The 14,638-nt window shown below is 37.9% G+C and carries 15 protein-coding genes; 8 read left to right on the top strand and 7 right to left on the bottom strand.

The genetic code is table 11. From position 1 onward, the window contains the following. Positions 1-71: 71 nt before the first annotated feature. A complete protein-coding gene (locus P9E47_RS10290; protein ID WP_003332816.1) occupies positions 72-569 on the top strand; it encodes an Lrp/AsnC family transcriptional regulator in 498 nt (165 codons plus the stop codon). Beyond that, positions 566-1,744 (top strand): aminotransferase, encoded by a 1,179-nt coding sequence (locus tag P9E47_RS10285; protein ID WP_003332817.1) that lies wholly within the window; start codon positions 566-568, stop codon positions 1,742-1,744. The genes P9E47_RS10290 and P9E47_RS10285 overlap by 4 nt, the downstream gene beginning before the upstream one ends. A gap of 151 nt (positions 1,745-1,895) precedes the next feature. Here the strand turns inward: P9E47_RS10285 and P9E47_RS10280 are convergent, their stop codons facing one another. Beyond that, positions 1,896-3,254, bottom strand: coding sequence for a sodium-dependent transporter (locus P9E47_RS10280; RefSeq protein WP_003332818.1), 1,359 nt, complete (start codon positions 3,252-3,254; stop codon positions 1,896-1,898). Between the two features lie 183 nt (positions 3,255-3,437). Between P9E47_RS10280 and yugI the strand changes: the two genes are divergently transcribed. From yugI to P9E47_RS10265, 3 genes are all read left to right on the top strand, one after another. Then, positions 3,438-3,866: a S1 domain-containing post-transcriptional regulator GSP13 gene (yugI, locus tag P9E47_RS10275; protein ID WP_326163371.1), complete on the top strand. Its 429-nt coding sequence runs from the start codon at positions 3,438-3,440 to the stop codon at positions 3,864-3,866. Between the two features lie 141 nt (positions 3,867-4,007). Next, complete coding sequence (locus P9E47_RS10270; RefSeq protein ID WP_326163370.1) at positions 4,008-5,174, top strand: iron-containing alcohol dehydrogenase; 1,167 nt, start codon at positions 4,008-4,010, stop codon at positions 5,172-5,174. 21 nt (positions 5,175-5,195) lie between these two features. Then, positions 5,196-6,557 carry a glucose-6-phosphate isomerase gene (locus tag P9E47_RS10265; protein WP_003332821.1) on the top strand — a complete coding sequence of 454 codons (1,362 nt, stop codon included), beginning with the start codon at positions 5,196-5,198 and terminating at the stop codon, positions 6,555-6,557. Here the strand turns inward: P9E47_RS10265 and P9E47_RS10260 are convergent. Next, positions 6,537-7,526, bottom strand: a complete 990-nt coding sequence (locus P9E47_RS10260) for a potassium channel family protein (RefSeq protein ID WP_003332822.1) — start codon at positions 7,524-7,526, stop codon at positions 6,537-6,539. The genes P9E47_RS10265 and P9E47_RS10260 overlap by 21 nt on opposite strands. 147 nt (positions 7,527-7,673) lie before the next feature. On the opposite strand from P9E47_RS10260, the gene P9E47_RS10255 reads away from it, so the two are divergent. The 3 genes from P9E47_RS10255 (at position 7,674) to P9E47_RS10245 (ending at position 9,389) form a co-directional block, all read left to right on the top strand. Beyond that, positions 7,674-7,814 carry a hypothetical protein gene (locus P9E47_RS10255; protein ID WP_157382174.1) on the top strand — a complete coding sequence of 47 codons (141 nt, stop codon included), beginning with the start codon at positions 7,674-7,676 and terminating at the stop codon, positions 7,812-7,814. A 194-nt stretch (positions 7,815-8,008) separates the two neighbouring features. Next, the gene (locus tag P9E47_RS10250; RefSeq protein ID WP_326163369.1) at positions 8,009-8,926 is read left to right on the top strand and encodes a DMT family transporter; all 918 of its coding nucleotides are present in this window, start codon (positions 8,009-8,011) and stop codon (positions 8,924-8,926) included. A gap of 136 nt (positions 8,927-9,062) precedes the next feature. Continuing rightward, complete coding sequence (locus P9E47_RS10245) at positions 9,063-9,389, top strand: hypothetical protein (protein WP_003332824.1); 327 nt, start codon at positions 9,063-9,065, stop codon at positions 9,387-9,389. A gap of 51 nt (positions 9,390-9,440) precedes the next feature. Here the strand turns inward: P9E47_RS10245 and P9E47_RS10240 are convergent, their stop codons facing one another. The 5 genes from P9E47_RS10240 to P9E47_RS10220 all read right to left on the bottom strand — a co-directional run bounded on the left by P9E47_RS10240 (position 9,441) and on the right by P9E47_RS10220 (position 14,630). Then, entirely contained in the window at positions 9,441-11,018 is a 1,578-nt protein-coding gene (locus P9E47_RS10240) for an S-layer homology domain-containing protein (RefSeq protein WP_326163368.1), read from the bottom strand. A gap of 101 nt (positions 11,019-11,119) precedes the next feature. Then, complete coding sequence (locus tag P9E47_RS10235) at positions 11,120-11,866, bottom strand: stalk domain-containing protein (RefSeq protein WP_326163367.1); 747 nt, start codon at positions 11,864-11,866, stop codon at positions 11,120-11,122. A gap of 104 nt (positions 11,867-11,970) precedes the next feature. Beyond that, positions 11,971-12,741: an ABC transporter permease gene (locus tag P9E47_RS10230; RefSeq protein ID WP_326163366.1), complete on the bottom strand. Its 771-nt coding sequence runs from the start codon at positions 12,739-12,741 to the stop codon at positions 11,971-11,973. Between the two features lie 11 nt (positions 12,742-12,752). After that, on the bottom strand, positions 12,753-13,514 hold the full coding sequence (locus P9E47_RS10225) for an ABC transporter ATP-binding protein (protein ID WP_326163365.1): 762 nt from the start codon (positions 13,512-13,514) through the stop codon (positions 12,753-12,755). Positions 13,515-13,532: 18 nt separating this feature from the next. Then, positions 13,533-14,630, bottom strand: a complete 1,098-nt coding sequence (locus P9E47_RS10220) for an ABC transporter substrate-binding protein (RefSeq protein ID WP_326163363.1) — start codon at positions 14,628-14,630, stop codon at positions 13,533-13,535. Positions 14,631-14,638: the final 8 nt, after the last annotated feature.

The raw sequence follows: 14,638 nt of genomic DNA, 5'->3' as shown, positions 1-14,638 counted from the left end.
TATTCGATATTTTTCCTATTTTTGATATAATTGGTCTCAAAACTATATAAATCTAGGGAGTGTCACTCACCATGAATCAAAAAGAAATTGAGATTCTAGAGATTCTTGAAAAGAATGGCCGCTTAAGCATGGAAGATCTTGCAAAGATGGTCGACCTAACGGTAAAAGAAACAGAAGAAATTATTGAAAAAATGGAGAACGGACAAATTATCCTTAAGTATTTGACCGTGATTGATTGGCAAAAGGTTGAAGCGCGTGATCCGGGCGTTACAGCGATGATTGATGTAAAAGTAACTCCGAAAAGAGATAGAGGTTTTAACGAAATCGCCGAAAGAATTTATCGTTTCCCAGAAGTTCAGTCAGTATACTTAATGTCTGGTGCTTATGATTTATCCGTTGTCATCGAAGGAAAGTCTTTGCATGATGTGTCTCGTTTCGTGTCTGAAAAGCTTTCAGCGTTAGATTCTGTCGTTTCAACAACAACACATTTCATCATGAAAAAGTACAAGCATGATGGAACAATTTTTGGTGATGACGAGAAGGATCGTAGGATTGTGGTGACACCATGACCCACGGACAACAATATTTATCAGAAAAAGTAATAAACCTTAAGCCCTCTGGTATCCGTCGATTTTTTGACCTTGCTTCCGGTATGGAAGGGGTTATTTCTTTGGGTGTAGGTGAGCCTGATTTTGTTACGTCCTGGGCTATCCGTGAGGCCAGCATTCTATCATTGGAACAAGGCTACACGGCCTATACGGCTAATGCAGGTTTAATTGAGCTTCGTCGGGAAATCAGCAAATATATGAAAAATCGTTTTGAGGTCAGCTATTCTCCTGAGGAAGAAATCATAGTTACAGTCGGTGCAAGCCAAGCATTGGATTTAGCTGTCCGTGCGACGATTAATCCTGGTGATGAAGTGATCATAGTAGAACCATGTTTTGTGGCCTATGCTTCAATTGTTCAACTCGCAGGCGGTATTCCTGTACCTGTACAAACAACGGCTGAGAATGAATTCAAGCTGCAGCCGGAGCAAATTGAGGAAGTGATCACTCCGAGAACAAAAGCTATTTTGATTTGTTCACCCAATAATCCAACAGGTTCAATGTTGGTAAAATCTGAGCTTGAAAAAATTGCTGATATCGTGAAAAAGCATGATTTAATTGTTTTTTCTGATGAGATCTATGCAGAATTAAGCTATGAAGATAGCTATGCCAGCTTTGCATCAATAGATGAAATGTGGGAGCGGACGATTGTCATTAATGGCTTCTCAAAAGGATTTGCGATGACAGGCTGGCGTTTAGGTTTTGCCTGCGGCCCAAGCGTATTTATCCAAGCGATGTTAAAAATACACCAGCATACAATGATGTGTGCCCCTACAATGGCCCAGCATGGTGCTGTTGAAGCGATGAAAAACGGCATGGATGATGTAGCTCATATGCAAAAGAGTTATCTGCAACGCCGTAATTATTTTGTCAAGTCACTAAACGAAATCGGTCTGGACTGTCATATGCCAGGGGGAGCATTCTATGCTTTTCCATCCATTAAAAGGACAGGCTTAACTTCTGAAGAGTTTGCCCAAAATCTATTAATGGAAGAAAAGGTTGCTGTTGTACCTGGTGATGTATTTGGAGAAAGCGGAGCAGGACATATACGCTGTTCCTACGCAACTTCCATGGAACAGTTAAAAGAAGCAATTAAACGTATGAAGCGGTTTGTTGAAAACCTACAAGTAAAAGCATAATAAGAAAAGCGCAAGCGCCTTGCTCATCGCCGTACAAACTGGAGGAGACCTGAAGTTTGTACGGCGATAGGCGCTGGAGCTAGACAATGATGCACAACACGCTTTCATTACTTATAATAAAACAGCCTGGGAAATACATCCCAGGCTGTTTTTACACTTGAATAATCCCCAGCGCATGCAGGAACACAATTACGATGCCAATTGGCACCAAATACCGAATCGACCAATACCATACAGTAAATAGCTTTGTACTTGCGCTTGATGATCGCAGCAGTTCTTCCTTCAGAACCGCTTTCGGTATTTTTAAGCCAACAAAAAGGGCTATTAATAGGCAGCCGGTTGGAAGGGCAATGTTGCTTACAAAATAATCGGACAGGTCAAAAATGGTTTTATTGAATAAAGGTTTAAAGTCCGCAAGAATGCCATTGGACAGGGCTGCTGGGATTCCTAATAAAAATACCAAAATTCCTGATATCCAGGCTACCTTTTTACGCTTTCCAACATCATCTTTAGCAATGGTGGCAACAATAATTTCCAAAATTGAAAAGGCTGAAGTTAATGTTGCAAATAAAAGTAAAATCATAAAGATCGCAAAGAAAACACTTCCATAGGCTATATGCTCGAAAACAGCAGGGAAAATAATAAAGACTAACGAAGGGCCGCTGTCCGGCTCAAAGCCAAGTGCAAAAACAGCAGGGAAAATAGCAAGTCCGGCTAGTAAAGAAATAAAAATATTCAAGCTGACAATGGATGTTACAGAGCGTGGTAGGCTTTCAGTCTTTGAAAGATAAGACCCGTAGGTGACCATAACAGAGAGCCCGACACTTAACGCAAAGAAGGATTGGCCAAGAGCCATAATGAATGTTTTAGAAGTAATTTCATGCATGTCTGGCATTAGAAAAAATTTAATACCTTCCATTCCACCTTCTAGCGTAACGGACCGAATCACTAATATGATGAAAAGGATAAATAAAGAGGGCATCATATATTTATTTGCTTTTTCAATTCCATTTTGGATTCCACCCTGAACGACGGCGATCGTCATAATAAGGAAAATAAGCTGTGTAATCGTTACTTCCCATGGGTTTGAAATAATTTGGCTGAACAAATTACCATACTGCTCATTTGATAATCCACTCAAATCACCAGTTAGGCTTCTAACCATATAAGAAAGGATCCATCCGCCAACAACACTATAGAACGATAATAAGACAAATGAGGAAATGACCCCGATCACCCCAACTAGATGCCAAGGCGTATTCGGAGATAGCTTTTTATAAGCTGTAATCGCGTCCTTCTGAGTTCTTCTTCCAATAATAAATTCTGCGAATAACATCGGTGCACCGAAAAATATAGTAAATAAAATAAAAATTAAAAAGAACACACCTCCGCCATTCGTACCGGCCATATAAGGGAATTTCCAAATCGCTCCGAGTCCAATCGCAGAACCGGCAGCCGCTAATATAAAACCTATTTTAGAAGACCATTGTTCGTGGTTTGGTTTTTCCATGAAGTTTTTCATCTCCTTTTCGCTTTTACTATAATAGTGGAAAATGTCGAATAATGAAAGGTAAATAAAATTATTTTCTTTGTATAAGATAATAGTGTAAATAGCATTGTTTTTGATTATATAGGCCGTTTATGATATACTTCTTTAATGCGCAGAAAAAATGTATAAATTAGGAGTGTTTCCATGTCAGAAAAGTATGAAGTTGGACGTGAATTAACAGGAAAAGTAACAGGTATTCAACCTTATGGAGCGTTTGTTGCCCTTGATGAGAATACACAAGGTTTAGTTCATATTTCGGAAATTACCCATGGCTATGTTAAGGACGTTAGTGAACATTTAGCCGTAGGAGATGAGGTGAAAGTAAAGGTTTTATCTGTTGATGAAGAAGCAGGTAAAATAAGTCTTTCTATTAAAGCTACTCAGGAGGCACCTGAAGTAACGGAAGCACCAGCTCGTCCGAAAAAAGAAAGAAAGCCACGTCCGCAGGTTAACAAAGAACAGCAACAAATACAACTTGATGCTACTAATGCTTCAGGCTTTAATACCTTGAAGGATAAGCTTGAAGATTGGATCAAACAATCATCAGACCGTGAAAAATTATTAAAAAAGTAAAGGGTCATTAAAAAGAGGTATTCAATATCAATATTGGATGCCTCTTTTGTTTTACATATTGAAGACGGGTTCAGGTTTTAACATCCATTGGAAATAGCGTATAATATTACCATTGGGTGATTTTCGAAGGGAGAGTACTCTATGCAAAATTTCGTGTATCATAATCCAACTAAATTAATCTTCGGTAGGGATCAACTAATCAGCTTGAAAACCGAAATAGTAAAGTATGGAACGAAAATATTACTTGTTTATGGTGGAGGCAGCATCAAGAAAAACGGTCTTTATAACAAAATTACACAGTTGCTAACAGAAATGAATGCTGACATATTTGAGCTTTCAGGAGTTGAACCGAATCCGAGACTATCAACAGTACATAAGGGAATTGCAATATGCAAGCAAGAAAACATTGAGTTCATTCTAGCTGTCGGTGGCGGCAGTGTTATTGATTGCACGAAAGCCATCGCTGTCGGTGCTAAGTATGATGGCGATGTTTGGGATATTATTACCCGTAAAAATACAACCGCAGATGCTCTGCCTTTTGGAGTGGTTTTGACAATAGCTGCTACAGGCTCAGAAATGAACCCAAGCTCTGTCATTACAAATTGGGAAACACAAGAAAAATACGGATGGTCGCTGAATCCATTCACTTTTCCAAAGTTTTCCGTCCTAGAGCCCGAAAATACAGTCACGGTACCAAAAGATCAAACCATTTATGGTATTGTCGACATGATGTCGCATGTGTTTGAGCAGTATTTTCACCAGACTCCTAATACACTGCTTCAAGACCGGATGTGTGAAGCGGTATTAAAGACAGTGATTGAAACAGCACCAAAGCTCGTAAAAGACCTTGAAAATTTAGATTTACGTGAGACGATTTTATACTCGGGTACAATTGCCCTAAACGGCATACTTGCGATGGGAGCACGTGGGGATTGGGCAACCCATAATATTGAGCATGCTGTCTCCGCTGTTTATGATATACCGCATGGCGGCGGGTTGGCGATTCTCCACCCAAACTGGATGCTCCATGTTTTGGATGAAAATGTGAAAAAGTTTAAACAGCTGGCTATTCGCGTCTTTAATGTCAATCCGACAGGCAAGGAGGATCGCGAAATTGCGATTGAAGGAATTGAAAAACTACGAGTTTTTTGGACTTCAATTGGTGCTCCAGAAAGCTTAGCTCATTATGGTATTGATGATTCTAAATTGGATGTAATGGCAGATAAAGCAATGGCACGTGGGGAATACGGGATTTACAAAAAATTGAATAGGGAGGATACTCTTGCTATCTTAAAAATGTCTTTATAAATGATAACTGGGGGAACGTCAATGAGTAAAGTGAATTTTGATTATTCGAAAGCATTGCCTTTCTTTAATAAGCATGAGCTTGATTATGTAAGAGACTTTGTAAAAAACGCCCATCATTCACTTCATGAAAAGACTGGCCAGGGCAACGATTTTCTTGGCTGGATCGATTTGCCGATCCATTATGATAAAGAGGAATTTTCCCGGATCCAAACAGCCGCTGAAAGGATTAAAAATAATACAGATGTTTTACTAGTCATCGGCATTGGGGGTTCCTATTTAGGAGCAAGAGCGGCATTACAAATGCTTACCCATTCATTTTATAATGAACTCCCCAAGGATAAACGACAAACACCGCAAATTTATTTTGTTGGAAATCATATTAGTTCAACCTATGTTCAGGATTTGCTGGATTTATTGGATGGAAAAGATGTATCGATCAATGTAATCTCTAAATCGGGGACCACAACTGAACCGGCGATCGCCTTTAGAATTTTTAAAAAGTATATAGAAGAAAAATATGGCGTAGAAGAGGCGAGGAAACGCATTTATGCAACAACGGATAAGGAAAAAGGTGCACTAAAAACTTTGGCGGATGAGGAAGGCTACGAAACATTTGTCGTTCCGGACGATATTGGCGGCCGTTATTCTGTTTTAACAGCGGTAGGGTTACTGCCAATTGCAGTGAGTGGTGTTGATATTGAACAGATGATGATGGGGGCCCGTGCGGCAAGGGAGGATTTAAGTAAATCTGAACTTGCAGAAAACCCCAGCTATCAATACGCTGCCATTCGAAATATTTTATACCAAAAAGGGAAAACCATTGAAATGCTCGTTAATTATGAGCCTAGTCTTCAATATTTTTCAGAATGGTGGAAGCAGTTGTTTGGAGAAAGTGAAGGAAAAGATCAAAAAGGGATTTTTCCAGCATCAGCCAATTTCTCTACCGACCTTCATTCATTAGGACAATATGTGCAGGAAGGCCGCAGAGATTTATTTGAAACAGTACTATACATAGAAAAGTCACGGCAACAAATCGAAATAGAACAAGCGGCAAGGGACTTGGATGGACTAAATTACCTCGCCGGTAAAAGCATGGATTTCGTCAATCAAAAGGCGTTCCAAGGCACACTTTTAGCACATACGGATGGAAATGTGCCCAATCTAATTATTACGGTGCCGGAGATCAATGCATTTACTTTTGGATATCTTGTCTACTTCTTTGAAAAGGCATGTGCCATGAGCGGCTATCTATTAGGCGTGAATCCGTTTGATCAGCCTGGAGTGGAAGCCTATAAGAAAAATATGTTTGCTCTTCTAGGAAAACCAGGCTTTGAAAAGGAAAAAGAAGAATTAGAAAAGCGTTTAATGAACAATAACCAATAATTCGTCATTCATATCAATTGTAATCGAAGGGGAAGGGTAAATTAAAAACTCTTCTCTTTTTTTTATCCCAATCAACAGGAATCCCTCTTTTAATAATAATTCAACTCCACGTGAAAATGTTTTATCGCGGAATTCTTCTGTTGGGGTTACTAAAGCCAATCGTCGTTCTTTTGTAAGATTTAATAAAGAAAGAATAGGGGTAGATAATCCATGTGAATGAATACTTGTGACCATAATATAGCTTGACACAAGGTATGTTTCAATGAGTTCATCTGCACCAGCGCGACGCGCGTTGTTTACCTGTTCATGTGTTAAAATTTCAACTAGGCAATATATCATTGGATTAAGTCCCTTTATGGCCAGTAGTGTTAGGATGGACTGCATATCAGCTTCATGCTCATTCATATTTTGATCAGCAGTGATAAGGACAGTTCCTGCCTTTTCAATATTGGCCCGTTTTAAAGTTTCATCCTTTGTAGTATTTCCTTTTACAAAATACACGTTCCGATCAGCTAAAGGATTCTCTGTCAATGAATCATCAATTAAGACAATATGTAAAGTTGGATTGATGAAGTGGAGATGTTGAATCGTATTTTTCGATCGCTCATTCCAGCCAACAATAATCATATGCTCCTTTCCTTTATAAGCTGCACTTCCTTCATGCAAAGCATCGAGCGTCTTAAAGATAGAGGTTGCTACTGTTACCATATAAAAAGTAACAAGGGAAGCCCCTATTAAAATCATAACGATGCCAACAGACCTGCCAATAACAGTTTCTGGAACATAATCACCATAGCCAACTGTAGCGGTCGTAACAACAACCCACCATATTCCATCGAAAATAGTCGGGAAGTTTTCAGGCTCAATAAAATGGATGGACACCCCAAAAGCAATAAAGACTATGCTAATAATTAGAAATAACCGTAAAATAATATTCATTTGCCTAAATCTATCAAAAAAACCGCGCAAAATCGGAACACTCCTTTAAAACCTATCTTATTCCTATTATTAACAAATTATTGAAAATTTATATTGACTAGCATTTGAGATGTGTTATATAATAAATTACAACAGTTGATATCTGTTATAATACAATATAAAGAGGAGAGAAATAAAGTGGAAAAGTATGAAATGGCATATTCGAACTATATTAGGAATTGTGAAAAGCATGGGATTGATCGAATCATTGATTTTAAAAAATTTATCGAATGGTTAACGTATGAGCAACTTGAAATGATGATAAATGAAGCCCATTAAGGAGTGGAAGAATGAAAAGTGATGTCAATGTGTGCATGATATACGTACTTTTGTCTAAATCATAAAATCGTCTGTTACTTTTTTAAAAAGAAACAGGCGATTTTTTTGCTTCTATACATAGTAGTGAGTGATGTATATTTAAAATATTCAAAAAACATTATACCTTTTTATAATTTTTATTGGGGGATTTTTTATTGAAAGCAATATTGATTGGAATTATAGCCTCATTCTTTTTTGCCTCAACTTTTATTTTGAACAGATCCATGGATTTGAGTGGGGGAAGCTGGATTTGGAGCGCATCTTTACGATACATATTCATGATCCCATTTTTACTCTTAATTGTTGGAATAAGGGGAAATATGAAGCCTGTGTTTGAGGAAATGAAGAAAAAGCCATTTGAATGGCTGCTTTGGAGTACAATTGGCTTTGGTTTGTTTTATACACCAATTACATATGCAGCGGCCTTTGGTCCCGGCTGGCTTGTTGCTGGTACATGGCAGACAACGATCATAGCCGGGTCTTTACTTGTTCCTTTTCTTCAAAAAGAAAAAATACCAGTTAAAGAGCTGAAGTTTTCTTCCCTTATTTTAATTGGTGTTATTATTATTCAAGCACAGCAAGCCACACAGGTCGAATTAAGCTCCACACTTTTAAGTATCTTGCCTGTCATCATAGCCGCATTTGCGTATCCGCTCGGTAATAGGAAAATGATGGAAGTGTGTGATGGCAGATTGGATACCTTTCAGAGAGTATTGGGGATGACGATTGCCAGCCTTCCTTTTTGGTTTGTATTGTCAACAATAGGGTTGTTTATCCATGGAGCTCCCTCTAATAACCAGCTTTTCCAGTCGTTTATTGTAGCGATTTTTTCAGGGCTCATTGCTACGGTGCTGTTTTTTTATGCGACAGATCTAGCCCGCAAGAGCTCTCGCCTGCTCGCTGCTGTTGAGGCGACGCAATCCGGCGAAATTATCTTTGCCGTCATTGGCGAAATGCTATTATTAGGTGCTGCAGTCCCAGGTGCTATCGCCCTTATAGGTCTTGGTCTTATCGTCCTTGGAATGATCCTTCATAGCTTATCTTCACAAAAGATTCAAATAAATAGTGACTAATGTCACTCTTTTTTTTCGTGAATTTGTATAACTTTAATATAGAATACTTAACTAGTTTCGAAGGATGGTAAGGATAATTTTTGAAGTGAAGTAAATAATTATCTTAGGGCTATGTTTAACATCGGAGGGGTAAACCATGGAACAAACAATAAACGAAATTTTAAAATTACTAAATCAAATGAATTCAAATATAATGAGCAAATTGCAAACAATTGAATCCAGGCTGGCAAGAATAGAAAAGATGGATAGCATCGAACATTATGTAAGTGTGAACCAAATAGATTTAACGGATATAAAAGAAATATTGGAACGCATTGAGGAAAGTAAATGTCTTCATGGAAATGGAGTGGATGTAATTGAAACATCCGCTGACTTTGTCGGTAAATTAAACAAACGATTGGATACGCAGCTCTTAAGAATAGCGAAAGTAGAAGAAGAAATTGAATTATTGAAGGAAAAGTAACAAGGAGGGACAGTCACAAATTGGACTAGTCCCTTCTTTTGTATTTAGTAGCTATTTCAGTTTTTTCGATTCCATTAATTTATAGATCATTGACATTGCTTCCGCTTTTGTCAATTTGCCTTTAGGGTTAAAGTTTCCGCTAATAGGCGTGATCAATTTTTCGTTTGTAGCCTGTAATACTGCCGGTGCTGCCCAATCGGAAATCTTGTTTGCATCCTTATATGTCTTTTTGAGTTCGGCTTTTGGATCTTCAGGTGCATCTTTTGTTGATTTTTTCTTTTTCGTAAATTTAGACTTTGAGGCCTCTTGTTCAGCACCATTTAGGCTGATTGCCCTAGCTAAAAATGCAACAGCTTCTTCACGGGTTAACGTGTTCTTTGGCTCCATGACCATATATCCAGGAATATTGGACTCCTTCCCAAAAACAAGTCCATTCATTACACCTGCCATTAAATACCCAAGTTCATCTTGGCTATAGTCAATTTCTTTTATATCGGAGAAGACGCCAGTGTAATCTAGCGGTTGGAATCCAAGTGCTTTTGAAAGAAGCACCGTATAGTTGAGGCGGTCAATTGGCTTATCTAAACTTGTTAATAACTCTTTATCCTTCGTGTTTATTTCCGGTTGAATCACACCTTTATAAGCAAGTCCGAGTACTTCCTTTTTAGCCCAATGGTTTTTAAGACCGTAGTCTTTGTACACTAGACCGATAGCATACGTTCCAAAATCATCGAAGACTGCTGTTACCGTTTTATTTTGACTATTAACAACCCCGCCGATCGGAATCCATTTACCATAATTGTTTTTTAAAACAGCTAGGTTATAGCCTTCCATTGCTTTAGGCACAGCCCCTTCGTAGGCAAGCGTAATGTCCCCCCATGTACTTGGCTTTGCAATCAGACTTCCATTCGAATCGTCAATGATGAATTGCTGACTTAAAAACACATAATCATCAGATGGCTGCGGCTTTTCGCGAACATTAACGACAAATCTTTGGTCTAAGAGAATATGTTTAAAAGAACTAGATTCAGCTTTGACATTATCAGAGATATAAGTGCCTACAGGGAAACGAAGAATTAACTTATCCCCAAACATTTTTATATCTTTTCCACCAATAAAGTCTGTATAAAATTTGGCCTGGGAATGATCAACATGATAATAGTTTAATTCAATGTCGATTTTGCCACTTTCACCTTTAAAATTACTGTAGGAAGAGTCTTTAGAATCACGATTCTTTATTTCGATTGGTATCTTATAGCCTGTTTGTGTTTTTGTAAGTTTGGTATCAATATCGTGAATCGTATAAACATGTTCGTAAGACTTTTTCGTAATTCTTGAATGGCTGACTTTTGTATCAACATCAAAAACACCGTAGGGGATACCATTATACCCGAAGTTCGGTTTCGAATTATCCTTGTTATACCATAGGACAGTAAAGGTTAATTCATCAATCATGTTTGTACTTATGTTATTTGTCCTGGGATTATCTAAACGAATATAAAATCCGCTAGATGAATCAAAATAATAATGATACCCGTTTTCATCATTATATACATGCTCTGCATTACCAGTAGTGGCAGGTAATAGAAGCAGAGTTAAAGAAAGTAATAGAATTAATTTTTTAATCATAGTTGCGATATCTCCCCTCTCTAAATATGCCCTATGGTTATTTTAATATATAATGGAAACTATTTCTTCATTTTAAAGAAAAAAGAGCAAAGGAATATCCTTTACTCTTGAACGGCTTCTAAAACGACATCTACTAGTGCTACTCTTGAAGCGGTGCCGCTCGCTTTGATATTTTTAATTTCTAGTTTTTCAACACCTGTAATATCAACCTCAAACGAGATTGGCTCATCCCGCTTTGTTCCGGTCGTAATCGTCGCAAGCTCTTTGTTATCACCATAGAACTTAATAATGCCTTTTTCTGAATAACCAGGGTTGGAGTCGTCTACACCAACTAGCCCCTTAATAGATTTGAATTTATTGTCATATAGATGATAGGCAACAGAACTGCCGTCAAGAAAGGCGATAGAATTGATTGTGCTAAATTGTTGTTTTAACAACGTTATTTTTCCGCCGTCTTCCTCGGGCTCGAGATAGTCTTTGCCGCCATAACCGACAAACATGTACGTTTCACCATATATCGGATCTAGTTGGTAGATTCCCGTTGAAGGTCGATGGCTTTTTTCGGTCTGTCCGATCATAATCGTGTTGTTTACTCCATCCCATGTTACTTGTTTTCCAAATGCTTCCCCTATATCCCTTAGCGGTAAATAGGTCGTTCCGTCGATTAACAGCGGATCAGTCTTTAGATAAATAGGTTCCCCATCCAAAACAATATTGATAGAAGAAATAAACGCTTTAACATTTTTATAGTATGGTTCAAAAGCATCCACAGTAGATATCGTTGTTATGAAAAGTGTAGTCCCGACAATGCCCGTTGCCAACCCTTTTAAATATGATTTACGTCCCATAAGATATACGCCTCCTATTCTACTATATTATTTCTATACTAATTTTAAATATCCTTTAAAAATAAAAAGGACTGTCACATGCAGGGCATAATGACAGTCCTTCCTTAACTTCTCCAGCGGAGCAAATGTTTTTCAAGTTTGTGAAACAATGTCATGATCACAGTTACGATGAGGCCAATGAAGATAATACCAGTAATTACTTTTGTATAATTACCGTAATCTGTTGCTAACTTTACATAAAAACCGATGCCGGCTGAGGACCCAATCATTTCTGCGGCTGTTAACAAAATAAACGATAATACTAAACCGACCTGTACTCCTGAGAAAATCGAAGGCAATGCTGCCGGAATAATAATTTTAGTAGTCATTGTATATTGATTTAATCCAAGGGTTTGTGCAGATTTAATGTATCTTGAATCAATATTGGTAACACCATTTAATGTATTAAGAAAAATAGGCCAAAAAGCACCGATAAAGATGACAAAAGTTGATGACGCTTGAAACGATGGTAGAATCGCAATTGCATATGGTATCCATACGATCGGAGGGATCGGAGATAAAACGCTGGCAATTGGTCTAATTACGAATTCAAGCCGTTTATTTGATGCTGTAAAAACCCCTAATGGAACTCCTAAAACAATGGCTAAAATCATTCCACTGGCTAATAGTTTAACGGATGCCGCCAAGTGAACAAGCAGTTCTGCCCCATCGGCTTTAAATTGACCTAGTACTGATTGCGGGGATGGATAAAGGAAATTCGACAAAAGTCCCAGCTGTTGGGTTAAAAGCTGCCAAGCAAGCAATAGTACCCCAATAATGATTATAATATCAGTCGTAGCTTTTCTCTTTTCATTGCCAACAAGTAAATTTTTCATCTTAATGCCCCCTAGTATTCTCCGGAAATAGCTTTTAATAGTTCGCGGCGAATCTTCGTATATTCTTCCTCTTGATCGATATTGAATCTGTTTCTTGGGCGTTTAAAAGGGATGGCAATATCCTCTTGGATTTGACCATCATGGAGAACAACAACCCGGTCCGATAGAAAAATAGCTTCATCTATATTGTGGGTGACAACGAGGACGGTTTTCTTTGTTTCCCCTTCTTCCCAAAGGTTTAATAGCAGGTCTTGAAGCTGATTTCTTGTAATTTCATCAACGGCACTAAATGGTTCATCCATTAAAAATACTGGTGCATCAAGGATAAACATCCGAGCGATGGCAACCCGTTGTTGCATTCCACCGGAAAGCGCAGATGGAAAAGATTTTTGCGCTTTTTCATCTAAACCGACTTTTGCAAGAATTTGAATCGCTTTTTTTGTAATTACCTCATTTGGTTCTTTCGACTTTTGTTTTAGGGCAAAGGTAATATTTTCGAGCACCGTCATCCAAGGGAATAGGGAGTAGTTTTGGAATACTACTCCACGGTCAAGACCAGGCCCTGTAATCTCGCTATCATTAATTTTTACCGCACCTGAAGTTGGAGTTAATAAGCCAGATGCTAAATTAAGAGTTGTAGATTTACCGCATCCAGACGGGCCAATTAATGAAACAATTTGACCCGCTTGGATAGTAAGGTTTAAGTTTTTTAAAGCATATTGTTCTGTTTTGTCGTATTTGACATTAATATCTTCAAATAGTATTGTACTCACTTTTATCCCATCCCTATCCTATAGGTTGTTTTCCTGAAAACGTACTAGTAACTCTTGATAGAAAGGATCATTTGGTTCAGCTGCTATTAACTGATCCAGTGCTTCTTTGTAAGTTTCAACATGAATAAGATCTGAAATATCTTTCTCTTCTTTTAAATAACCGATATTAACCATCGTGTCTCTCATTGAAAGAATCGCTTTTTTATTAGGGTCGGCGCTTTGATCCACGTAGCCGCCGTAAATATCTTTTTCAATAATTTCAAGATCAACATCTACATATTTTTTGATATCTTCGATTGCTTTTTGTTTATTGGCTTCATCTTTTTCAAATCTTTCTGCTTTAATGATCGCTTTTAAAAATTTAACATATTTTTCATGATTTTCGTCAAACCTCTTTTCGTCTGCAATAATGCGGCAGCAAACATGATTTTCAGCATACTCTTGTGAATACTTAACAATCTCTAATCCTTCTTGTTTTGCTTTTTCAACAAATGGAGCCCATACTACACCGGCATCCACTTCCCCTTTTTTAACTGCCATAATTACATCGGCTGGTGAGTTCATTTCAATAATGGTTACATCTTTTTCATAATCAATTCCAGCTTCATATAATGCTCCACGCAAAATAACATCACCAGTAGCAAGCTTAACAGTAGCAACCTTTTTTCCTTTAAAGTTGTTAATATCCTGAAGCTCATGTAATAAGTTAGGCTTTGAGACGACCCCTGCACCAGTTCCCATTTGACCGCCTAGGAACACAATATCGGCACCTTGCTCTTCAAAAGTAAGTGGCGCTGGAGTCCCGAATGTGCCGACATCTAATTTTCCAGCTATTACTGCATTGATTCCTTCTCCACTATTTGAAAATGGATGAAATGTAGCATTTAATCCTTCTTCTTTAAAATAACCTTCTTCTTGTGCGATATAATACAAGCTATGCCCTGTTGTTGGTAAGTGACCGATAGCAAAGTCTATCAATTTTTGGCTTTGATTATTATTTTCTGCTTGTTCTGTTGGGGGCTGTGTTGTATTAGCCGTATTCTCTGCACTGTTACATCCTGCTAATCCTATTGTTAATGATAATGCTGTACCTAAAACTACTAATCTCTTTTTCATAATGATAG

Origin of the sequence: Schinkia azotoformans, assembly GCF_035811335.1 — a bacterium.
Lineage (GTDB): Bacteria > Bacillota > Bacilli > Bacillales > Bacillaceae_J > Schinkia > Schinkia azotoformans.
The sequence above is the reverse complement of the archived record's forward strand: the minus strand, read 5'-3'. Positions and strand labels throughout refer to the sequence as shown.

What these genes read in the sequence shown, in the direction of transcription:
- P9E47_RS10290 (WP_003332816.1), top strand. Translation starts at nt 72, where the DNA reads ATGAATCAAAAAGAAATTGAGATTCTAGAGATTCTTGAAAAGAATGGC.
- P9E47_RS10285 (WP_003332817.1), top strand. Translation starts at nt 566, where the DNA reads ATGACCCACGGACAACAATATTTATCAGAAAAAGTAATAAACCTTAAG.
- P9E47_RS10280 (WP_003332818.1), bottom strand. Translation starts at nt 3,254, where the DNA reads ATGGAAAAACCAAACCACGAACAATGGTCTTCTAAAATAGGTTTTATA.
- yugI (WP_326163371.1), top strand. Translation starts at nt 3,438, where the DNA reads ATGTCAGAAAAGTATGAAGTTGGACGTGAATTAACAGGAAAAGTAACA.
- P9E47_RS10270 (WP_326163370.1), top strand. Translation starts at nt 4,008, where the DNA reads ATGCAAAATTTCGTGTATCATAATCCAACTAAATTAATCTTCGGTAGG.
- P9E47_RS10265 (WP_003332821.1), top strand. Translation starts at nt 5,196, where the DNA reads ATGAGTAAAGTGAATTTTGATTATTCGAAAGCATTGCCTTTCTTTAAT.
- P9E47_RS10245 (WP_003332824.1), top strand. Translation starts at nt 9,063, where the DNA reads ATGGAACAAACAATAAACGAAATTTTAAAATTACTAAATCAAATGAAT.
- P9E47_RS10240 (WP_326163368.1), bottom strand. Translation starts at nt 11,018, where the DNA reads ATGATTAAAAAATTAATTCTATTACTTTCTTTAACTCTGCTTCTATTA.
- P9E47_RS10235 (WP_326163367.1), bottom strand. Translation starts at nt 11,866, where the DNA reads ATGGGACGTAAATCATATTTAAAAGGGTTGGCAACGGGCATTGTCGGG.
- P9E47_RS10230 (WP_326163366.1), bottom strand. Translation starts at nt 12,741, where the DNA reads ATGAAAAATTTACTTGTTGGCAATGAAAAGAGAAAAGCTACGACTGAT.
- P9E47_RS10220 (WP_326163363.1), bottom strand. Translation starts at nt 14,630, where the DNA reads ATGAAAAAGAGATTAGTAGTTTTAGGTACAGCATTATCATTAACAATA.